At 70.1% G+C, this 17,082-nt stretch carries 17 protein-coding genes; 7 read left to right on the forward strand and 10 right to left on the reverse strand.

Going from position 1 to position 17,082, the window contains the following annotated elements:
• Positions 1 to 425: 425 nt before the first annotated feature.
• Positions 426 to 770, reverse strand: a complete 345-nt coding sequence (locus ACGFIM_RS15920) for a hypothetical protein (protein ID WP_393200606.1) — start codon at positions 768 to 770, stop codon at positions 426 to 428.
• An 11-nt stretch (positions 771 to 781) separates the two neighbouring features.
• Between ACGFIM_RS15920 and ACGFIM_RS15925 the strand changes: the two genes are divergently transcribed.
• Positions 782 to 931 carry a hypothetical protein gene (locus ACGFIM_RS15925; protein ID WP_393200608.1) on the forward strand — a complete coding sequence of 50 codons (150 nt, stop codon included), beginning with the start codon at positions 782 to 784 and terminating at the stop codon, positions 929 to 931.
• Positions 932 to 1,102: 171 nt separating this feature from the next.
• Here the strand turns inward: ACGFIM_RS15925 and ACGFIM_RS15930 are convergent, their stop codons facing one another.
• From ACGFIM_RS15930 to ACGFIM_RS15940, 3 genes are all read right to left on the reverse strand, one after another.
• A complete protein-coding gene (locus ACGFIM_RS15930; RefSeq protein ID WP_393200610.1) occupies positions 1,103 to 1,501 on the reverse strand; it encodes an Rv3654c family TadE-like protein in 399 nt (132 codons plus the stop codon).
• A gap of 137 nt (positions 1,502 to 1,638) precedes the next feature.
• Positions 1,639 to 2,019 carry a TadE family type IV pilus minor pilin gene (locus ACGFIM_RS15935; protein ID WP_393200612.1) on the reverse strand — a complete coding sequence of 127 codons (381 nt, stop codon included), beginning with the start codon at positions 2,017 to 2,019 and terminating at the stop codon, positions 1,639 to 1,641.
• Positions 2,019 to 2,156 carry a DUF4244 domain-containing protein gene (locus tag ACGFIM_RS15940; RefSeq protein WP_393200614.1) on the reverse strand — a complete coding sequence of 46 codons (138 nt, stop codon included), beginning with the start codon at positions 2,154 to 2,156 and terminating at the stop codon, positions 2,019 to 2,021. Before ACGFIM_RS15940 ends, ACGFIM_RS15935 begins: the two co-directional genes overlap by 1 nt.
• 1,037 nt (positions 2,157 to 3,193) lie before the next feature.
• Here ACGFIM_RS15940 and ACGFIM_RS15945 point away from each other — a divergent pair.
• A complete protein-coding gene (locus tag ACGFIM_RS15945; RefSeq protein ID WP_393200615.1) occupies positions 3,194 to 3,574 on the forward strand; it encodes a VOC family protein in 381 nt (126 codons plus the stop codon).
• Positions 3,575 to 3,768: 194 nt separating this feature from the next.
• A complete protein-coding gene (locus tag ACGFIM_RS15950; protein WP_393200617.1) occupies positions 3,769 to 4,500 on the forward strand; it encodes a tyrosine-protein phosphatase in 732 nt (243 codons plus the stop codon).
• Positions 4,501 to 4,728: 228 nt separating this feature from the next.
• On the opposite strand, the gene ACGFIM_RS15955 is transcribed toward ACGFIM_RS15950, so the two are convergent.
• From ACGFIM_RS15955 to ACGFIM_RS15975, 5 genes are all read right to left on the reverse strand, one after another.
• A complete protein-coding gene (locus tag ACGFIM_RS15955; RefSeq protein ID WP_393200619.1) occupies positions 4,729 to 5,295 on the reverse strand; it encodes a type II secretion system F family protein in 567 nt (188 codons plus the stop codon).
• A gap of 497 nt (positions 5,296 to 5,792) precedes the next feature.
• Positions 5,793 to 6,509: a type II secretion system F family protein gene (locus ACGFIM_RS15960; RefSeq protein WP_393200621.1), complete on the reverse strand. Its 717-nt coding sequence runs from the start codon at positions 6,507 to 6,509 to the stop codon at positions 5,793 to 5,795.
• A gap of 188 nt (positions 6,510 to 6,697) precedes the next feature.
• Positions 6,698 to 8,308, reverse strand: coding sequence for a TadA family conjugal transfer-associated ATPase (locus tag ACGFIM_RS15965; RefSeq protein WP_393200623.1), 1,611 nt, complete (start codon positions 8,306 to 8,308; stop codon positions 6,698 to 6,700).
• Between the two features lie 85 nt (positions 8,309 to 8,393).
• Positions 8,394 to 9,437, reverse strand: coding sequence for a septum site-determining protein Ssd (gene ssd, locus ACGFIM_RS15970; protein WP_393200625.1), 1,044 nt, complete (start codon positions 9,435 to 9,437; stop codon positions 8,394 to 8,396).
• Between the two features lie 1,009 nt (positions 9,438 to 10,446).
• On the reverse strand, positions 10,447 to 11,226 hold the full coding sequence (locus tag ACGFIM_RS15975; RefSeq protein WP_393200627.1) for an oxidoreductase: 780 nt from the start codon (positions 11,224 to 11,226) through the stop codon (positions 10,447 to 10,449).
• Positions 11,227 to 11,712: 486 nt separating this feature from the next.
• Between ACGFIM_RS15975 and acs the strand changes: the two genes are divergently transcribed.
• The 4 genes from acs to ACGFIM_RS15995 all read left to right on the forward strand — a co-directional run bounded on the left by acs (position 11,713) and on the right by ACGFIM_RS15995 (position 15,815).
• Positions 11,713 to 13,686 carry an acetate--CoA ligase gene (acs, locus tag ACGFIM_RS15980; RefSeq protein WP_393200629.1) on the forward strand — a complete coding sequence of 658 codons (1,974 nt, stop codon included), beginning with the start codon at positions 11,713 to 11,715 and terminating at the stop codon, positions 13,684 to 13,686.
• A 335-nt stretch (positions 13,687 to 14,021) separates the two neighbouring features.
• Positions 14,022 to 14,465, forward strand: a complete 444-nt coding sequence (locus ACGFIM_RS15985; protein WP_393200631.1) for a phage holin family protein — start codon at positions 14,022 to 14,024, stop codon at positions 14,463 to 14,465.
• A complete protein-coding gene (locus ACGFIM_RS15990; RefSeq protein WP_393200633.1) occupies positions 14,455 to 15,375 on the forward strand; it encodes an alpha/beta fold hydrolase in 921 nt (306 codons plus the stop codon). The genes ACGFIM_RS15985 and ACGFIM_RS15990 overlap by 11 nt, the downstream gene beginning before the upstream one ends.
• A complete protein-coding gene (locus ACGFIM_RS15995) occupies positions 15,372 to 15,815 on the forward strand; it encodes a DUF309 domain-containing protein (RefSeq protein WP_393200635.1) in 444 nt (147 codons plus the stop codon). The genes ACGFIM_RS15990 and ACGFIM_RS15995 overlap by 4 nt, the downstream gene beginning before the upstream one ends.
• Here the strand turns inward: ACGFIM_RS15995 and ACGFIM_RS16000 are convergent.
• Entirely contained in the window at positions 15,812 to 17,002 is a 1,191-nt protein-coding gene (locus ACGFIM_RS16000; RefSeq protein ID WP_393200638.1) for a MarP family serine protease, read from the reverse strand. The two genes, ACGFIM_RS15995 and ACGFIM_RS16000, sit on opposite strands and share 4 nt — an antisense overlap.
• Positions 17,003 to 17,082: the final 80 nt, after the last annotated feature.

Raw genomic sequence — 17,082 nt, forward strand, 5'->3', positions numbered from 1 at the left:
ACCGAGCACGAGAGAACCGGCCGCGTGAACGGGAGCACCGAGAGCGAGAGAACCGGCTGCGATCGCTCCGTGACCATCACTCTGCCGACCACCGTCACGGCGCTTCCCTCCGTCGAGAGGATCGCGTGGCTTGAGCACCTTCGGGGCGCCCTTGCGACGACCAGAAGTGCAGTCCGCCCAGCCGATAACGGTCACCGAACGACCTCGGGTCGCACCCTGGCGACCGTGTTCCCGCTCTCCCGCACACCTTGTCGCAACAGTCATGGACCGGGGGTAAGCGGAACCTTACGGAAGCCAGTCGACTCCTAGACACGAAGCCAAAGAAGTCATGATCGTTGTGACCTCGTCCCTTTCGCCCCAACGGTCACCATCGGTGACGTCCGGCGAGGCTTGAACGCCGTACTCGTTCAGACGGCGATCGGAGGTCAGCGAGGGGTCGACTGGGCGAGGGTGGGCCGTTCGATGGCGGCGAGAAGTTCCAGCTGCTCGATGTGGGCTTTCATGGACGGGGCCGCGATGCGGCAGACGAGGTGCTCCACGCCGGCTTCGGCGTAACGGGCAAGCGCGGCCACCACCTGCTCGGCCGGACCTGCGACGATCGCCTGGATGGTGCGGACGGTCGCGTACGGCAGCCCGTACGTCGCCCGGCAGTATGCGTCGGCCTCCCCCGCCCCCGGCCCCGGGACCTTCCCGCGCCGCGCCTTCCTCCCGGCGAACTGCACGACGAACTCTCCGCGTACGTGCCGCCCGCCGAACCGGGCCCCGACCACGTCGGTTCGCCGTGCCCATACGGCTGCGCTCGGCTCGCGGCGAACTGCGGCTGACGACCACGATCACGACGTTCGCCACGGCCACGGATGTCACGGCCGAACTGAAGCTGGAGGCCTTCCTGCCCGCCGACGCCGCCACGGCAGCAGTGCTGGCAGGATGAGCTCGGCTGCCCCGGCGACGGCGGGACATCCACGCCCGACGGTCCCTCTCTTCTTGCTCACGGTCACGTTCGCTGGTGCGTGAACAGGCCGTTCAGGGTCGCTCCCTTCGGTCTGGTGTTTCGCCGGCTCGTGGTCTCCCATCCCTGAGCCGGTCAGGGGCGTGGGGAGCGCTAGTGAGGGGTGTTCGGCAGGGCAGGGGGTGCTGGGCCGGCGCGGGACCTTCCGGTCAGCGTTATCTGGCCTATCAACGGGAGTGACAGGGGCAGAGCGGTCCAGACATCGGCTCTGTCCTCCGTGATTGCGCACTTGGCCAGCTTGGCGCCGTTCTCGGCGGCGAGTTCGGCGGCGCGGACGCAGGCGCCCTCCGGGTCGATCAGCGCGAGCTTCGCCGCCGCCAGGGCGCTGAGGTCGGCGGCGCTATTGACGCGGTGTTGGGCCACGCGTGCGGAGCCGATCGTGGCGAACGCCATGGCGACCGCCATCAGCAGACCCATCAGGGCCACGCCCCAGAGGGTGGCCGACCCGCGCTCCCTGGGGTGGAGTGGTGGGTTCTCCTTGGTGGTGGTCACTTGGTTTCTCCTGTGGTGGTCGCAGGTTCCTCCGGTGACGATCACGCGGCTTATTCGGTGGCGGGCACTCGGTGCCTTCGGAGGCGTTTATGCGGCTCTTCTGGTGGTGGTCACTTGGTTTCTCCGGTCCTGTGTCGTCATGGCTCGGTGACCGCGGTGGCGGCGGCTGATACCTGGACGGCGGGCAGCGAGCCCGCCCACGGCGGGCGGACTTCGACGGTGACCTGCACCTGGGTGAGGTCGGGGTTGCGGGTGACGGCTATCTCGGCGTTCGGTCTTGTGGCTGCACGGACGTAGTCGCGGACCTGGTCGAGCGGCTCTCCCCTGGCGGCCGCCCGGGCTGCGGCTCGCGCGGCGTCCACGCATTCGAGCTGGACGCCGACGGCTTGGATCGCCCACAGGGCGGCGGCCAGGACGACCATGAGGGCGGGCAGCATCGCGGCGGTCTCGGCGGTGACCGAACCTCGCGATGCCTGCCCGCTGATGCCTCTACGCGTCCGCGCGAGGCGCAGTGTCATTACTTGGCCGTGTTGAGGGCTCGGTTGATCAGCGACGTCAGCATCTCCTGGACCTCTGTGCTGCTCACGACCTTGAACAGGAGCGCGGCGAACGCGCAGGCCGCGATCGTGCCTACCGCGTACTCGGCGGTGGACATGCCGCGTTCGCGGTTGACGGCCGCGTAATGGAGCCACTGGGCGACGCTGGGCCATGAGCCTCTGGCGGTGCGAGAGCCCCTGGCGGTGCGACGGGCGCGCGCGGTCGTCGAGGCATCTGACGGTTGGGGTGATGCGCTGCTGTTCGGGTGGGGGGTGGGGTGAGCTGAGCTCGTCGGGTCAGGTGCAAGCCCAGCCGAGCTTGCCGGGTCAGGTGCAGGCCCAGCCGAGCTCGTCGGATGGGGAACGAAGCCAGCCGAGCTCGTCGGATGGGGTACGAAGCCAGCCGAGCTCGTCGGCTGGAGGGCTGGGTGAGCCGAGCTCGCCGGGTCAGATGCAGGCCCAGCTGAGCTGGTCGGATGGGGGGTTGGGGGTTCGCTGCCTTGCGGGTTACGTGCTGCGGATCGGTGATCCGTTGGGTGGGGTGCCTCGGTGGTGGTCGATGACGTGCTTCGGGGTGTGCTGGTTGCGGTGGCTCGTCGCGTGTTGTGCTGCGGGGACCGGCGCGGGTGCTTGAACGTGGTGCGCCTGCGGTGGTCTGGGGTGGCTTTGATGTCGTCTGGCATGGTGGCGGGACTTGGCATCGTGCCTCCAGGTGTTGAGGGCCGGGGTTGTCCGGCGGGGGTTCAAAGGGTGGCGGAGGCGGGGTGGCGGAAGATGGCTCGAACGGGGTTCTGTGGATGAGGCCCTTGGAAGGGTGTGGTCTGTGGACGGGCAGGTTCTGTCCCGTGAGTTGCCGGCCGGCTTGTCTTGGGCTCGGCCGACCGGCCCCTGCGCCTCGGCCGACCGGCCCCTGCGCCTCGGCTGGCCGGCCCCTGCGCCTCGGCTGGCCGATCTCTGTGCCTTGGCTGACCCCCTGTGCTTTCGCCAGCCGTCCCCTGCGCTTCGGCCGACCGATCTCTGCGCTCGGCTGTCTGTTCCCTGGGGGCGGCCGACCAGTTACTGGGCTCGGTTGGCCGGTTCCTGGGGCGGCTTGTCGCGATGAGTTTTTGGTAGCGCGGGGGTCTGCTTCGGCACGCGACTGTACGTGGAGGACAACATGGCGCTTGATCTCTTCGCCGGCATCCCCGTCAGCGATTACCAGGCGGCGTTGCGGTGGTACGAGCGGCTGTTCGGCGGGCCGCCGTCGTTCGTGCCGAACGACATCGAGGCCGTATGGGAGCTCGCCGAGCATCGGTACGTCTACGTCGTCCACGATCCGAAACGCGCGGGAAACGCGCTGGTGCTCTCGTTCGTCGAGGACCTGAGCGGGCGGGTGGCGGCGATCGCAGGGCGCGGCATCGAGCCGGTCAAGCGGGAGACGTACGACAACGGCGTCACCAAGGTCATCTACGAAGACCCCGAAGGCAATGAGATCGGCTTCGGCGGCATGGCGGCCGATCAATACCCAGGTGGCAGCGATCGATCGACGTCCGGATGACGGGGCCGATCAATACCCAGGTGACGGCGGCCCATCGACGTCCAGATGACGGGGCCGATCGACGTCCGGATGAGGGCGGTCGATCCACGTACGGGTGAGGGTGAACCGAAGTGAGGCCGGCTCTGTCTTATTGATCAGTGGCGGTGGGCGAAGTGCGGCTTTCGCCCCCATTGGCTTCGTCCCTGGGAGGGTCTGTGCGCGATGAGCGGCACGTCGACTGGGAAGGGTGCTTCAACGCACGAGACCTCGGCGGGCTCCCCGTGCGTGGCGGCGGGGTCATCCGTACGGGGGCATTGATCCGGTCTGATAGCCCGGAGCGGCTGACCCAGGAGGGGTGGCGGGCGCTCGTCGATCACGGCGTTCGGACCATCATCGATCTCCGGAACGAAGACGAGCGCCGCGGCGACGCACATCCTCGGCCTGAGGTGTTGACGACCGTTCACGTGCCGCTGGACGACTCCGCGGACACGGCGTTCTGGAACGAGATCTGGGAGAACGAGCTCGACGGGTCCCCGCTCTACTATCGGATCTTCATCGAGCGGAAGGCGCGGCTGTGCGCCGACGCCGTCGCGGCCATCGCACGTGCCCGGTCTGGAGGGGTGCTGGTGCACTGCGGGCTCGGGCGGGATCGGACCGGGCTCATCGTCATGCTGGTGCTGGCGCTGGCCGGGGTCGCGCCCGAGGACATCGCCGATGACTATGAGCTGAGCACGGCCCGGCTGCCACGCTTGTTCCGGGCTCTTGGCATTGCGGATCAGACCGAGGAGATCCAGCGGATTCTCGCTCGCAAAGGCACCACCGTCCGGGATGCGCTTCTTGACGCGTTGGACGGGCTGGATGTGGAGAAGCATCTGCGAGCGGCGGGGCTTACGGATGGGGATGTGGCTGAGCTTCGTGCGCGGTTGATCGGTACGTCTGGCTCGTAGCCGTGCTGCGCCGCTGGGCGGCTGCCTGATGGTTGGGCTCCGGGCTGTACCAACCAACCCTGATGCTTGGTCTGCGGGTTGCGCCGGTCCTGCTGCGTAGGCTCTGGGCTCCGCCAGTCCTGCTGCGTGGGCTCTGGGTCTGTCAGTCCTGATGCTTGGGCTCCGGAATTCGCGGCCGGGTCGCGATCTCCAGCTCGGTCTTGCTCGCCCCGGCCGGTTGGCCCATGTTCAGGGCAGGACGACGGACGATGCCAGGCCGGCCACCACGGGGATGATTCCGAGGAGTACGAACGCCGGCAGGAAGCACAGGCCCAGCGGTGCCACCGCTTTCACGCCCACTTTCCTCGCGGCGGCGACCGAGGCCGCTCTGGACGCTTCTCTGGCGTCGTCGGCGAGGCGCGTCAGTACGTCGGCCACGGGGGCGCCGCTTAGAGCGGCCCGGCTCATGGCTCTGGACAGATTGCCGAGCGACGGGTCCTTGGCCAGGTAGGCCCAGGTCGGCTCCGGGTCGGCGCCCAGACGGAGCTGGGTGCTGACCCACATCAGGCGCTCGCCCAAGGGGCCGCCGATCGCGGTCGCGGCGATCTCGGTGGCGGCGCTCACCGGGCGTCCTGCTCGAAGGCAGGCCGTCATCAGGTCGGCGGCGAAGGGGAGGTCGGCGGTGATTCTGCGCTGATCGTCCTGGGAGTGTGGCGGGGTTTTGCGGTGGAGGTAGAAGGCCACGGCCGGGGCGATGAGCGCGCCGGTCATCAGGCCTGGGACGCCACCGATCAGGACTGCGGCGAGCAGGCCCATGCCCGCTGCCGGGATGGTCGCTCGCTTCGTGATGCGGCGGCTGGTGGGATCCGGCCAGGTGGGGTCTGGGGCTGGTGGGTGGGCATTGCCTTCCTCCGGTACGGGGTGGGTGGTGCTCGGTTGCGGGCGTAGGCGGGCGAGGCGCTCAGCGGGTGTCCGCGGGGAGAGCCAGAGCCAGGCGGACATGGCGGCGCACAGGGCTGACAGCACGGGGAGCATCGATGGGTCCCTCGGGTTCTCATCGGGGTCAGAGGAGGTTGAGGGGCGGGCTGGGCGTTGCGGGTGACACCGGGGATTGAGGCTTTGCGGGGTGGGTCGGGAGTGAACGTCGAACGTGAGGTCGGGATTGGGGCGTTGAGCGGTGGGGTCAGGAACCCGCGTTGAGCGGTGGGGTCAGGTACGGGCGTCGAGCGGTCGAGTCGGCGCGGGGTTGAGTGGTGGTGGGGTCAGGTGCGGGCGTTGAGAGTGGGATCGGGATAGGGCTTTGACGGGTGCCGTCAGGTTTGGGCTCGGGTGGCCATGCGGTTGGTCCACCACAGGCCGCACACGTCCAGGGTCACGCCGGCTACCAGGCACATGAGGCCCGGGATGCTGCCGAACAGAAAGCCCAATGGATGCATGTTCAACGCGGCGGCCATGAGGAGGCCGAGGGCCGGGAGGACGGCGAGCATCCTGGCCGTGGTGCGGGGACCGGCCAGCTGAGCGGCCACGTCCTCGCGGTGGGCCTGGGCGGCTCGTAACGTTTGCGCCACTCTGTCGATGAGGGCCGCCATGCCCGCACCGACCGTGGTGCCGACCTCCCAGCACGCTGCCAGCTGATGCAGGCCCTCGCCGCCCTGTGGTGGGGCGGCCGCTTTGAGGGCTGCTGAGACGTCTCCGCCGTCTCTTGCAGCGGCGATGACGGGGCGGAGGAGGTCCGGGTCGGGGACCTCTACTGCGGCTATCGCTCTCGTCATCGATTCAGCCGGGGTGCGGCCCGCGGAGAGCTCTGCTGACAGCGCCTGACACAGCTCGATGCACGCCTTTCGCCAGGCTTCGGCTCGGCGGGTGGGGCTCGGGCGAGCGAGCAGCCTGGACAGCGACGCTCGCCGGGGGTGGCGTGAGGGTTCGTTCGCCGCCAGGAGTTTGGTCAGGCGGGTGGTGGCTGGGGTGGGGGCTGTCCACAGCCAGAGTGCACAGGCTGTAGACAGCGCGGCCAGCAGGGCGTTGATCATCGGCGAGGTTCCGATTCGTCCGGTGGGTGGGTTACGGCCCGTGGGTGGGTGGGTTGGCGGTCCGTGGATGTGGGCTGCGGCCCGCAGACGGCGGGTGTCGCCCACGGGTGGCGGGGTACGGCCCGCAGAGGCGGGTCGTGGCCCGGGATTGTGGCGGTCCGAGTGCTGTGGGTGGTGGTTGCGGGCGCCTATGCCGCGGGGGATGGCTGTGGTAATCCGACGGCGTAGCACGGCGGTGGTGCCGGTTTCGGCGGGGCTGTGCGGGTCAGGGGTGTGGTCAGTTCGGGCGGGGGCGGTTGTGAGCCGACGGCCTGCGGTGTCACGGAACCTTGTGGCGGGGCTGTCGCGGGGCTGGCGGGCCGGTGGAGCGCGGTTCGGGTGCGGGTGGTCAGGGCTTCGTAGGCGGGACCTGGGTGGGCGGTGCCCTGGGCGGTGAAGGTCAGGGCGGGGATGGATTCGACCAGGCCCGAGGGGGTTCTGGTGAGCAGGCAGATCTCGGCGATGCGCCTTCTGCCGTCTTGGCGGTCGCGGGTCAGGTGGATGACGGCGTCCAAGGCGGCGGCCAGCTGGCTGTGAACGGCCTCCCTCGTCAGGCCGGCCGCGCAGCCCAGGGCTTCGAGGCGCGGAGGTACGTCGGCCGCCGTGTTGGCGTGGAGCGTGCCGCAGCCGCCCTCGTGGCCGGTGTTGAGCGCGGCCAGGAGGTCCACCACCTCCGAACCCCGCACCTCGCCCACCACCAGGCGGTCAGGGCGCATTCTGAGGGCTTGCCGCACGAGGTCGCGCAGGCCCACCTCGCCCGCGCCCTCCAGGTTGGGCGGGCGGGTTTCCAGGCGCACCACATGGGGGTGCAGGGGGCGCAGCTCGGCGGAGTCCTCCACCAGGAGGAGGCGTTCGCCCTGGTCGGCGAGGGAGAGCAGGGCGGAGAGGAGGGTGGTTTTGCCGGTGCCGGTGCCTCCGGTGACGAGGAAGGCCAGTCTCGCGGTGACCATGGCGGTCAGGATCGGGATGGCGGGTGGGGTGATGGTGCCGGCTTGGACGAGGTCGGACAGGGTGAAGGTGCGGCGGGGCGGCAGGCGCAAACTGATGCAGGTGCCGCCGGGAGCCACGGGTGGGAGCACGGCGTGCAGGCGTACTCCTCCTGGCAGACGGGCGTCCACGTACGGGGAGGCGTCGTCGAGGCGCCTGCCCGCCGCCGTGGCGAGACGCTGGGCGAGGCGGCGTACGGCTCCGTCGTCGGTGAACGTGATGGAGGTGCGATGCAGGCCCGTACCGTCGTCGATCCAGACCTCGCGAGGGCCGTTGACCAGGACGTCCGTCACGTCGGGGCGGGCCAGCAGCGGCTCCAACGGGCCGGCGCCGATGAGGTCGGCGCACAGCGCGCGGGCCACGGCGAGGATCTCGGCGTCCCCGTAGACGGCCTTCTCCGCTCTGAGCGCCACAGCCACCTGGGCCGCGGTCGGCTCGACGCCTGCCCTGGCCAGGCGTACGCGAACGGCCTCCACCAGTTCGGGGGAGACGGACTCGGCGGGAGCAGGCGGGCTGGTACTCAGGTGACCGGGTGTTGTCGAGGTGGCGCTCATGGGGCTGGAAGCGGTCGGGGCGGTGCTCATGCGGCTCCGGGTGGGTGGGGTGGTGCTCATGCGGCTCGGGGCGGTGCTCATGCGGCTCGGGGCGGGCGGGATGGGCGCGGTGATGCTCATGCGGGTCGGAGTAGGCGGGGTGCGCGCGGTGGTGCTCATGCGGCTCGGGGCGGTGCTCATGCGGCTCGGGGCGGGCGGGATGGGCGGGGTGATGCTCATGTGGCTGGGGGTGGTTTCCACGCGGCCGGGGTGTTCATGCGGCCGGGGTGTTCATGCGGCTCGGGTGTTCATGCGGCTCGGGTGTTCATGTGGCTGGGAGGAGGTCGCGGAGGAGGGATGTGCACAGGGCGCCGAGGACCGTGCGGGGACCCAGCCTGGGAAGCTCGCCGCGGTTGAGGGTGGCGGTGAGCCTGGGCTGGTCGGGAAGGATGCCGGCGGAGGGGATGCCCAGGGACGAGACGGCCAGGTCCTCGTCCAGCGCTCCAGGGCGCAGGACGGCACGGACGTCGAGGGTGTGCTTGCGCACCTCGGAAAGCACCTGAACGGTGGAGAGGATGCCGCGTACGTCGGCCGGCGCCACCGCGAGGGTGGTCTTGGCCCGGCCGAGTGCCTCCGTCGCGGCGGGGTCGAGGTGCCGGGGAAGGTCGACGACCACCACGTCGAAGCCCCGCCTGCCCGCCTCTAGGACCGAGCGCATGGCCTGTGCGGGGATCGGGGCGACCTCGCCCCGGTGGAAGGAGAGCACGGCCAGGTCTCCGAACGACGGGAGCGCCGCCTGGAGGGCGCTGGAGCCGATCCTGCCCTCCCGCGCCACCAGGTCGCCCCAGCGGGAGCCCTTGGCCTCCTCGTGCCCCAGGAGCGCGTCTATGCCGCCGCCCAGCGGGTCGGCGTCGATCAGGAGGGTACGGAGGCGGTCACCCGAGGCTCGCAGCGCCAGGCAGGCCGCCAGGACGCTCGCGCCCGCCCCGCCTCTGCCGCCGATCACGCAGATGATCGAACCCGATCGGGGGTCGGGCTCGATCGCGTCGGCCAGGCGGTCGACGAGGCGGCGTTCGTCCGCGGGGAGGGTGAGGACGGTCTGCGCTCCCACCGCCACGCATTTTCGCCACGTGTCGGGGTCGTCCGGGGCTCTGGTGACCAGCAGAACCTGGTCACGGGACGGGGGTGAGGTGGCGGCCACGGCGTCCGCCTGGTCAGCGCCGATGGCGATGAGCGGGGCCAGGTTCCAGAACGGGCGGGCGGCGGCCGGGGCGTGGGCCACGTCGAGCTGGGCCCCGGCGGCCGCAGCGATGCGGACGAGGTCGTCGAGCAGGGCGTGGTCTTCGGTGATGACCAGAGGGCGGTGCATGGTCGGGCCTCCCGGTAGGCACTGGTGCTGATCGCGGTGGCTGTCGCGGATGGTGTGCTGCCGTGGGAGGTCCGAGCTTCGTCGAGCGGGGCGGGGGTGCGAGGGGCCGAACGGGGTTCTGGGGATGGTGGTCCTGCCGGCCCTCGTCTTCTGTGGATAAGTCCGAGGGGCGGGGAGGTCCCATCAGGTTGAGGTGGTGTCTTCGTGCGGCACCGTGCCGGCGGCTCAAAAGCACCGACGACGTTCTCCGCACGCCCGGGGACGTCCTCCGCACGCACGGATACGTCCACCGCACGTCCGAGGGCGTCCTCCGTACGTCCGGGGAGCGTCTTCCGTACGGAAGAACGGGTCGGCTCGGGGATGCGGGAGCGCCGGGTCGATCGGGCGAGCGAGGTGCGGCGCGCGCGGCTTCGAGGCGGCGGGAAAGGCGTCCTGAGGCCCTGGGGAAAAGGGGCGACCCCCGCCGGGGGGGAGAGCGGGGGTCGCCGATCGGTCCGGCTCCGGGGGGGTAGAGCCGGTCCCGTTTCAGAAGAAAGCTTTCATCACTAGACCGGAGCCTGGCAAGGGACCCGCAAAGCCATCCCAAGCAAGACCGCTCCAGTTTCGGGCGATACCACCGTATGCTGCCCGATCCACTCGAGTTTCGTCGAGGAGCAATCTGGAATTTCCGCCAAGTTTTTTCGTCCTGGCATAACGATCATATAAAGACGGTCACGGAGAGTGACCGATCGGCGAGCGCGACCCACGGGCGGGTAAAGGTCTTGGGGCCAGGGCTTCCCATCTGCGCGGAATCGACATAGAACGGTGTTACGGACCACCTTGTCCGGGTGCATCGACCGGGTACCCACGCGCGACCAGCCGCGGGAGGCGCGTCGTGACGGGCTTGACCCGCTCCGACGGATACAGGTGCACGCTTGGTAACCCGGTGCGGTGCACGGCCGACGGCGTCTCGTCTCAGAGACGCCGTCCGCTATGTGCGATCTCCCCGGCTCTCCCCTTCCACGCGGGGTCAGCCTCGCTGCATGGCCTCACAGATCGCAGTCGTCTCGCGAACGCCCAGGCTTACCGCAGAGGCACAGTGCTGTACCCAGGCGGCGACGCCCTCCTTCGTGCCCGTCAGGTACGCCCTGAGCGCGTCCGCGTAAGGCAGCTCCAGATGCCCCACCTCGACCGCCACCAGCGACTTGGGGTCCAGGCCGTACTCGACCAGGGTCAGCCTTCCGGCCGCCCGCGCGACGACGCCGTCGGCCGTGCCGAACGGACGCAGCACCGCCAGCTCCCCGTGCACCACGGCGGCGAGCACGATCGCCGGGGCCTTCGTGGGGCGTTCGAGCAGCGTGAACAACGTCTCCATACGGGCCGTCGTGTCGGCCACGCCCGGCGCCGGGCCCAGGGAGAGCGGGTCGGGGGCCTCGTCCACCGAACGGGGACGTCCCAGGCCCTCCTGGTCGGCCAGGCCGGCCGCGGCCACTGTGTGCAGCCTGGCGAGCACCTGCCTGGGAGCCTTGCGCCAGGTCTGCCCCAGGCGGCCCAGCTCGGCCGACGCGCGCAGCGCCCCCTGGACCAGCGGGTCGTGCACCTCGTCGCGGCGCAGGGCGTCGAGGGGTACGTCCGTGCCCTCGATGGCGGCCGACGCGCGGGCTCCGCGCAGGGACGACTCCGCGGACACCGCAGGGCTGGCACGGCGCAGGACGCGGTGCCGGTACAGCCGGTCCACGGCCTGCCGGGCCTCGTCCACCGCCTCGGGCACGCCGGGGAACTGGGCGATGACGGCCAATGGGTCACTCACGTCCCCGACCTTACCTGCGAGTAAGGGACTTGCAGGACCTCGCGTGGCGTGGGGTGCTCGTGTGCAGGTGTACGGACCTGCGCGCGCACAGCCGGCTTTCACCCGACGTGCAGGCGGGGGCGACGCCGAGCGGAGCGGTTACCGTTGCGTACGGTAGGGCCATGGAACGGTCGAACGGGCCCGCGAAACACCCGCGGAGCGCCCGGGACCGGCGATCCAGGCATTCGCCGCGCCGCGCCCGCACCGTTGTCCGGACCCCCGAAAACCACCGCAAGGGGGACCCATAAAGCACGTTCATTCCCCCATCGCCGCTTTCTCAAGATTTCAGGATGACAACGTTTCAATAGCGGTTGTCATGCGCACAGATAAGCCGCCCACTCGCCACGGACCACGGTACGGACCTGTCTAGACCTCTTGTGTACGGAGGCCGTGAGCTGGTGAAGTGGGACACGAACCTATCCATTCTGGCCATAGAAGGAGCACGAGGTGGCCCCGGAGACCGCTGGTAACGAAACCCAGGCGCTGTCCAACCTGCTGCAGGAGAATCGCCGGTTCGAACCGCCGGCTGACCTGGCGGCGGCCGCGAACGTGACCGAAGCCGCGTATGGCGAGGCCGCCGCGGATCGTCTCGCGTTCTGGGAGCGCGCGGCCGATCGGCTCACCTGGGCCAAGAAGTGGGACAAGACTCTTGAGTGGAACGCGCCGTTCGCGAAGTGGTTCGTGGGCGGCCGGCTGAACGTCGCCTACAACTGCGTCGACCGCCACGTCGAGGAGGGGCGCGGAGACAAGGTCGCCTACTACTGGGAGGGCGAGCCCGAAGGCGACACCCGTACCCTGACCTACAGCGACCTGCAGCGCGAGGTCAGCAAGGCCGCGAACGCGCTACAGGAGCTCGGCGTCGGCAAGGGCGACCGGGTGGCGATCTACATGCCGATGATCCCCGAGCTGCCGATCGCGATGCTCGCCTGCGCCCGCATCGGGGCGATCCACTCGGTGGTGTTCGGCGGGTTCTCCGCCTCGGCGCTGAAGAGCCGGATCGACGACGCCGACGCGAAGGTGGTCATCACGGCCGACGGCGGCTACCGCAGGGGCAAGCCGTCCGCGCTGAAGCCGACGGTGGACGAGGCGGTCGCCGAGTGCCCGCAGGTGGAGCACGTCGTCGTCGTACGGCGTACCGGCCAGGAGATCGCCACGACCGACAAGGACATCTGGTGGCACGACCTGGTCGACCGCCAGAGCGACCAGCACGAGGCGCAGCCGCACGACGCCGAGGACCCCTTGTACATCCTGTACACGAGCGGCACCACCGGCCGTCCGAAGGGCATCCTGCACACGACGGGCGGCTACCTGACCCAGACGGCCTGGACGCACCACGCGGTCTTCGACCTCAAGCCGGAGACCGACATCTACTGGTGCACGGCCGACATCGGCTGGGTGACCGGCCACTCCTACATCGTGTACGGCCCCCTCGCCAACGGCGCCACCAGCGTCATCTACGAGGGCACGCCGGACACCCCGCACCGCGGCCGGTTCTGGGAGATCGTGCAGAAGTACAAGATCACGATCCTCTACACGGCGCCGACGGCGATCAGGACGTTCATGAAGTGGGGCGACGACATCCCCGCCAAGTACGACATGTCCAGCCTGCGCGTCCTGGGCTCGGTCGGCGAGCCGATCAACCCCGAGGCGTACGTCTGGTACCGCAAGCACATCGGCGGCGACCGCTGCCCCGTCGTCGACACCTGGTGGCAGACCGAGACCGGCGCCATCATGATCAGCCCGCTGCCCGGCGTCACCGCCGCCAAGCCGGGCGCCGCCATGCGCCCGCTGCCCGGCATCAGCGCCGACGTGGTGGACGACCAGGGCAACAGCGTGCCCAACGGCGGCGGCGGCTTCCTCGTCGTGCGCGAGCCGTGGCCGTCCATGCTCCGCACGATCTGGGGCGACGACCAGCGCTACATCGACACGTACTGGAGCCGCTTCGACGGCATGTACTTCCCCGGCGACGGCGCCAAGAAGGACGACGACGGCGACCTGTGGCTGCTCGGCCGCGTGGACGACGTCATGCTCGTCTCCGGGCACAACATCTCCACCACCGAGGTGGAGAGCGCGCTGGTCAGCCACCCGAAGGTGGCCGAGGCGGCGGTGGTCGGCGCGACCGACCCGGTGACCGGCCAGGCCATCGTGTCGTTCGTGATCCTGCGCGGCGAGGTGGAGGAGAGCGACGACATCGCGACCGAGCTGCGCAACCACGTGGCCAAGACGCTCGGCCCGATCGCCAAGCCGCGCCAGATCCTGGTGGTGCCCGAGCTGCCCAAGACCCGGTCCGGCAAGATCATGCGCCGCCTGCTGCGCGACGTGGCCGAGAACCGCAGCATCGGCGACGTCACCACGCTGGCCGACAGCACGGTGATGAACCTCATCCAGGAGAAGCTCCCGTCCGCCAAGCCCGAGGACTGAGCCTCCTCAGGTTCCACGTGAAACGGCCGCTCCCGGCGCGCGGCAGCAGCACAGCGCGCGCCGGGCAGCGGCCGTCGCCGTTCCGGCGAGGGGCCGAAGCCGCGGCCCTTCGCCCCGAGCGCTATCTTGTCCGATCAGGTAGTTCTGGGAGTGATGGCGGAACCGTGCTCGGAAAGTTCCTCGGCGTGTTCGGCGGCGCCTGGCGGTCCTCGCGGCCCGGCCTGGCGAGACTGTCGAGGGAGCAGGCACGGCGGCGGTGCTGCTTGACACGCGGGTACGCAAGCGTCGCGCTGATGATGTTTGACAGGGCCAACCGGCCTCGATAGGAGACGTTCATGCCGCAGACTCCCGAGGAAGAATCCCTGGGCTCGCTGGTCGCCCAGATGACCAGTCACATCTCGGCCTTGGTCCGCTCGGAGATCGAGCTGGCCAAGGCCGAGTTCAGGTTCGACGCCAAACGGGTGGGCACGGCGGTGGGAATGTTCGCCGCGGCCGCGTTCATGGCGCACCTGTGCCTGATCCTCGCCTCGTTCACGATCGCGTACGCGCTGGCGCAGGTGATGCCCGAGTGGCTGGCCTTCCTCATCGTGACGGCGCTGTACCTGCTGGTCGCCGGCCTTGCGGTGCTGTTCGGCGTGCGCCGGCTCAAGGGGCTGGCGGGGATGAAGCGGACCACGAGATCGATCAAGGGGCTGAAGGAGATCGCCATCCCCGACGAGCAGGAGCGGGAGCCGGCGCTCGCCCCCGATCGGGAGCCGGTGACCCGCGATGGCACCTGACGAGTCGATCGTTCACATCGAGGGCCCGTGGACGCACCGCGCGGTGCACGCGGGCGGTACCCGCTTCCACGTCGTCGAGGCGGGCGACGGCCCGCTGGTGCTGCTCCTGCACGGGTTCCCCCAGTTCTGGTGGACGTGGCGGCACCAGCTCGTGTCGCTGGCGCGGGCGGGTTATCGCGCGGTCGCGGTCGATCTCCGGGGGTACGGCGGCAGCGACAAGCCGCCGCGCGGCTACGACCTGCCGACGCTGGCGACCGACGCGACGGGCCTGATCAGGGCGCTGGGCGAGACCGGCGCGACCGTGGTGGGCCACGACTGGGGCGGGCTGCTGGCCTGGACGATGGCCGTGCTCGACGCCAAGTGCGTGCGCCGCCTGGTCGTGGTGTCGGCTCCTCATCCGCTGCGGCTGCGCAGCTCGCTCGTCACCGACCCGTTCGGGCAGCTCAAGGCCAGCGCGTGGCGGCTGGGCTTCCAGCTTCCGCTGCTGCCGGAGCACCGGCTCACCCGGCACGACGCCGCGCTGGTGGGGAGGCTGCTCGACGCCTGGTCGCGGCCCGGGTGGCCGGAGCCGGACGAGTCGCGTACGTACCGGGAGGCGTTTCGCATCCCGGCCGTGGCGCACTCGGCGCTGGAGTACCACCGCTGGTTCGGCCGCTCTCAGCTGCGCCCCGACGGGCGGCGTTACGCCCGGCTCATGCGTACCGAGATCGAGGCCCCCACGCTGCAGCTGCACGGCGCGCTCGACCCGAGCGTGCTGCCGCGCACGGCGCAGGGGTCGAGCCGCTACGTGGCGGCTCCCTACCGGTGGCGGCTGCTCGAAGGCGCCGGCCACTTCCCCCATGAAGAGATCCCCGACGTGTTCGACACCGAGCTGCTCGGTTGGCTGAACGACCCGGAGCCCGACCGATGAGAGACCGCGATCCCGACGGCAGGCCGCGTAACGCCAGGCCGCGCGACGCGTACGGCCGGCCGCTGCCCTACGGCTCGCAGGGCATGCCGCGCGTCCCCGACGACTACGCCCCCACCACCGAGCAGGCTCTGGCCGACGGCCGCCGCTTCCTGGAGCAGGGCCTGCCGTTCAACGCGCACGAGGTTTTCGAGGGCCGCTGGAAGTGCGCGCCCGACGACGAGCGGGACCTGTGGCAGGGTCTCGCGCAGATCTGCGTCGGGCTGACGCACCTGCAGCGGGGCAACGGGCGCGGCGCGGTGACGCTGCTCACCAGGGGCGCGGCCAAGACGCAGTCGTACGGCGGCGTGTACGACGAGGTCGGCAAGGCCGCGACGAGCCTGACGCAGGACAGCGACCCCGGCGAGGCGATCGCGCTGATCCTCGCCAAGCTGCCCCGCTAGTCGCACTTGCGGGTGCTGGCGGGCGTGGTGTCGTTGCGACCGGCCGCCGCGTCGGGGGCGACCTCCTCGGCCGTCAGCACGTAGCCGGTCTGCTCCTCGTTGATGGCGGCGGCGAAGATCACGCCGTAGACCTTGCCCTCGGGGGTGAGCAGCGGTCCGCCGGAGTTGCCCGGCAGCACCGTGCCGCGGATCACGTAGACCTTCCGCCTGACCGTGGTGTCGCGGTAGATGTCGGGGCCCTCGGCGTCGAGCTGGCCGCCGATCCTGGCGGGCTCGGCGGTGAAGCCCTTGCCCTTGGGGAAACCGGCGACGATGGCGCTGTCGCCGCGCGAGCCGTCGCCGTCGAAGGCGAGCTGGGGCAGGTCGAGGCCGGGCACGTAGAGGATGGCGATGTCGCGGCGCGGGTTGTAGCGGACGACGGTGGCGGTGTGGCGGTTGTCGGAGGCGTCGATGACCTCGAGGTTGCGGGTCACGCCGGCCACGACGTGGGCGTTGGTCATGATGCGGCCGGGCGCGTAGACGAAGCCGGTGCCCTCGATGTGCTTGTTGCAGCTTTCGGCGTTGCCCTGCACCTTGACGATGGCGCGGCGGGCGCGCCGCAGCTCGGCGCCCTGCAGCACGCTCTGGTCGGGCGGCTGCACGTCGATGAGACGGCCGGCGCCGATCGCGTCGAAGACCGGCGGGAACTCCGAGCGGTCGATGAACTTCTTGAACGGCTGCTGCCAGTTGCGCGCGGCCTGCGGGATGGCGTCGTCGACGGTGGTCAGCAGCGCGGAGTTCTTCACCTGGTCGACGAGCGGGGTGAAGGACGTGGAGACGATGAGCGAGCCGATCAGCCAGGCGATGACCAGCACCGACAGCGCGCTGGCGAACGTGCCGCCGACCGCGTCGGCCACCTTGGCGGGCTCCCAGGTGACGTGGCTGCGCACGACGGCGCCGAGCGTGGACGAGGCGAACTGCCCGATCGTCGCCGCGAGGAACACGATCACGATGGCCAGCAGCGCCTGCGGAGTGTCACCGTCGACCAGGGCCTTGGCGATGGGAGGCGCGATGAACACGCCGAGCACGGCGCCGCCCACGAACCCCACGAAACTCATCGCGCCGATGATGAAGCCCTGGCGGTAACCCGAGACGCCGAAGGCGATCACCAGGCCGATCAGTATGAGGTCAAGCAGATCACCGCGCACGCTTCAAAGGTAACCAGCAAGTGGGTCAAGTGTGCACGTGTTCGATCAGGATGGCGTCACCCGCTGGCTAGCGTGAGCGG

This window comes from Nonomuraea sp. NPDC049309 (assembly GCF_043196965.1).
Classification (GTDB): Bacteria; Actinomycetota; Actinomycetes; order Streptosporangiales; family Streptosporangiaceae; genus Nonomuraea; species Nonomuraea fastidiosa.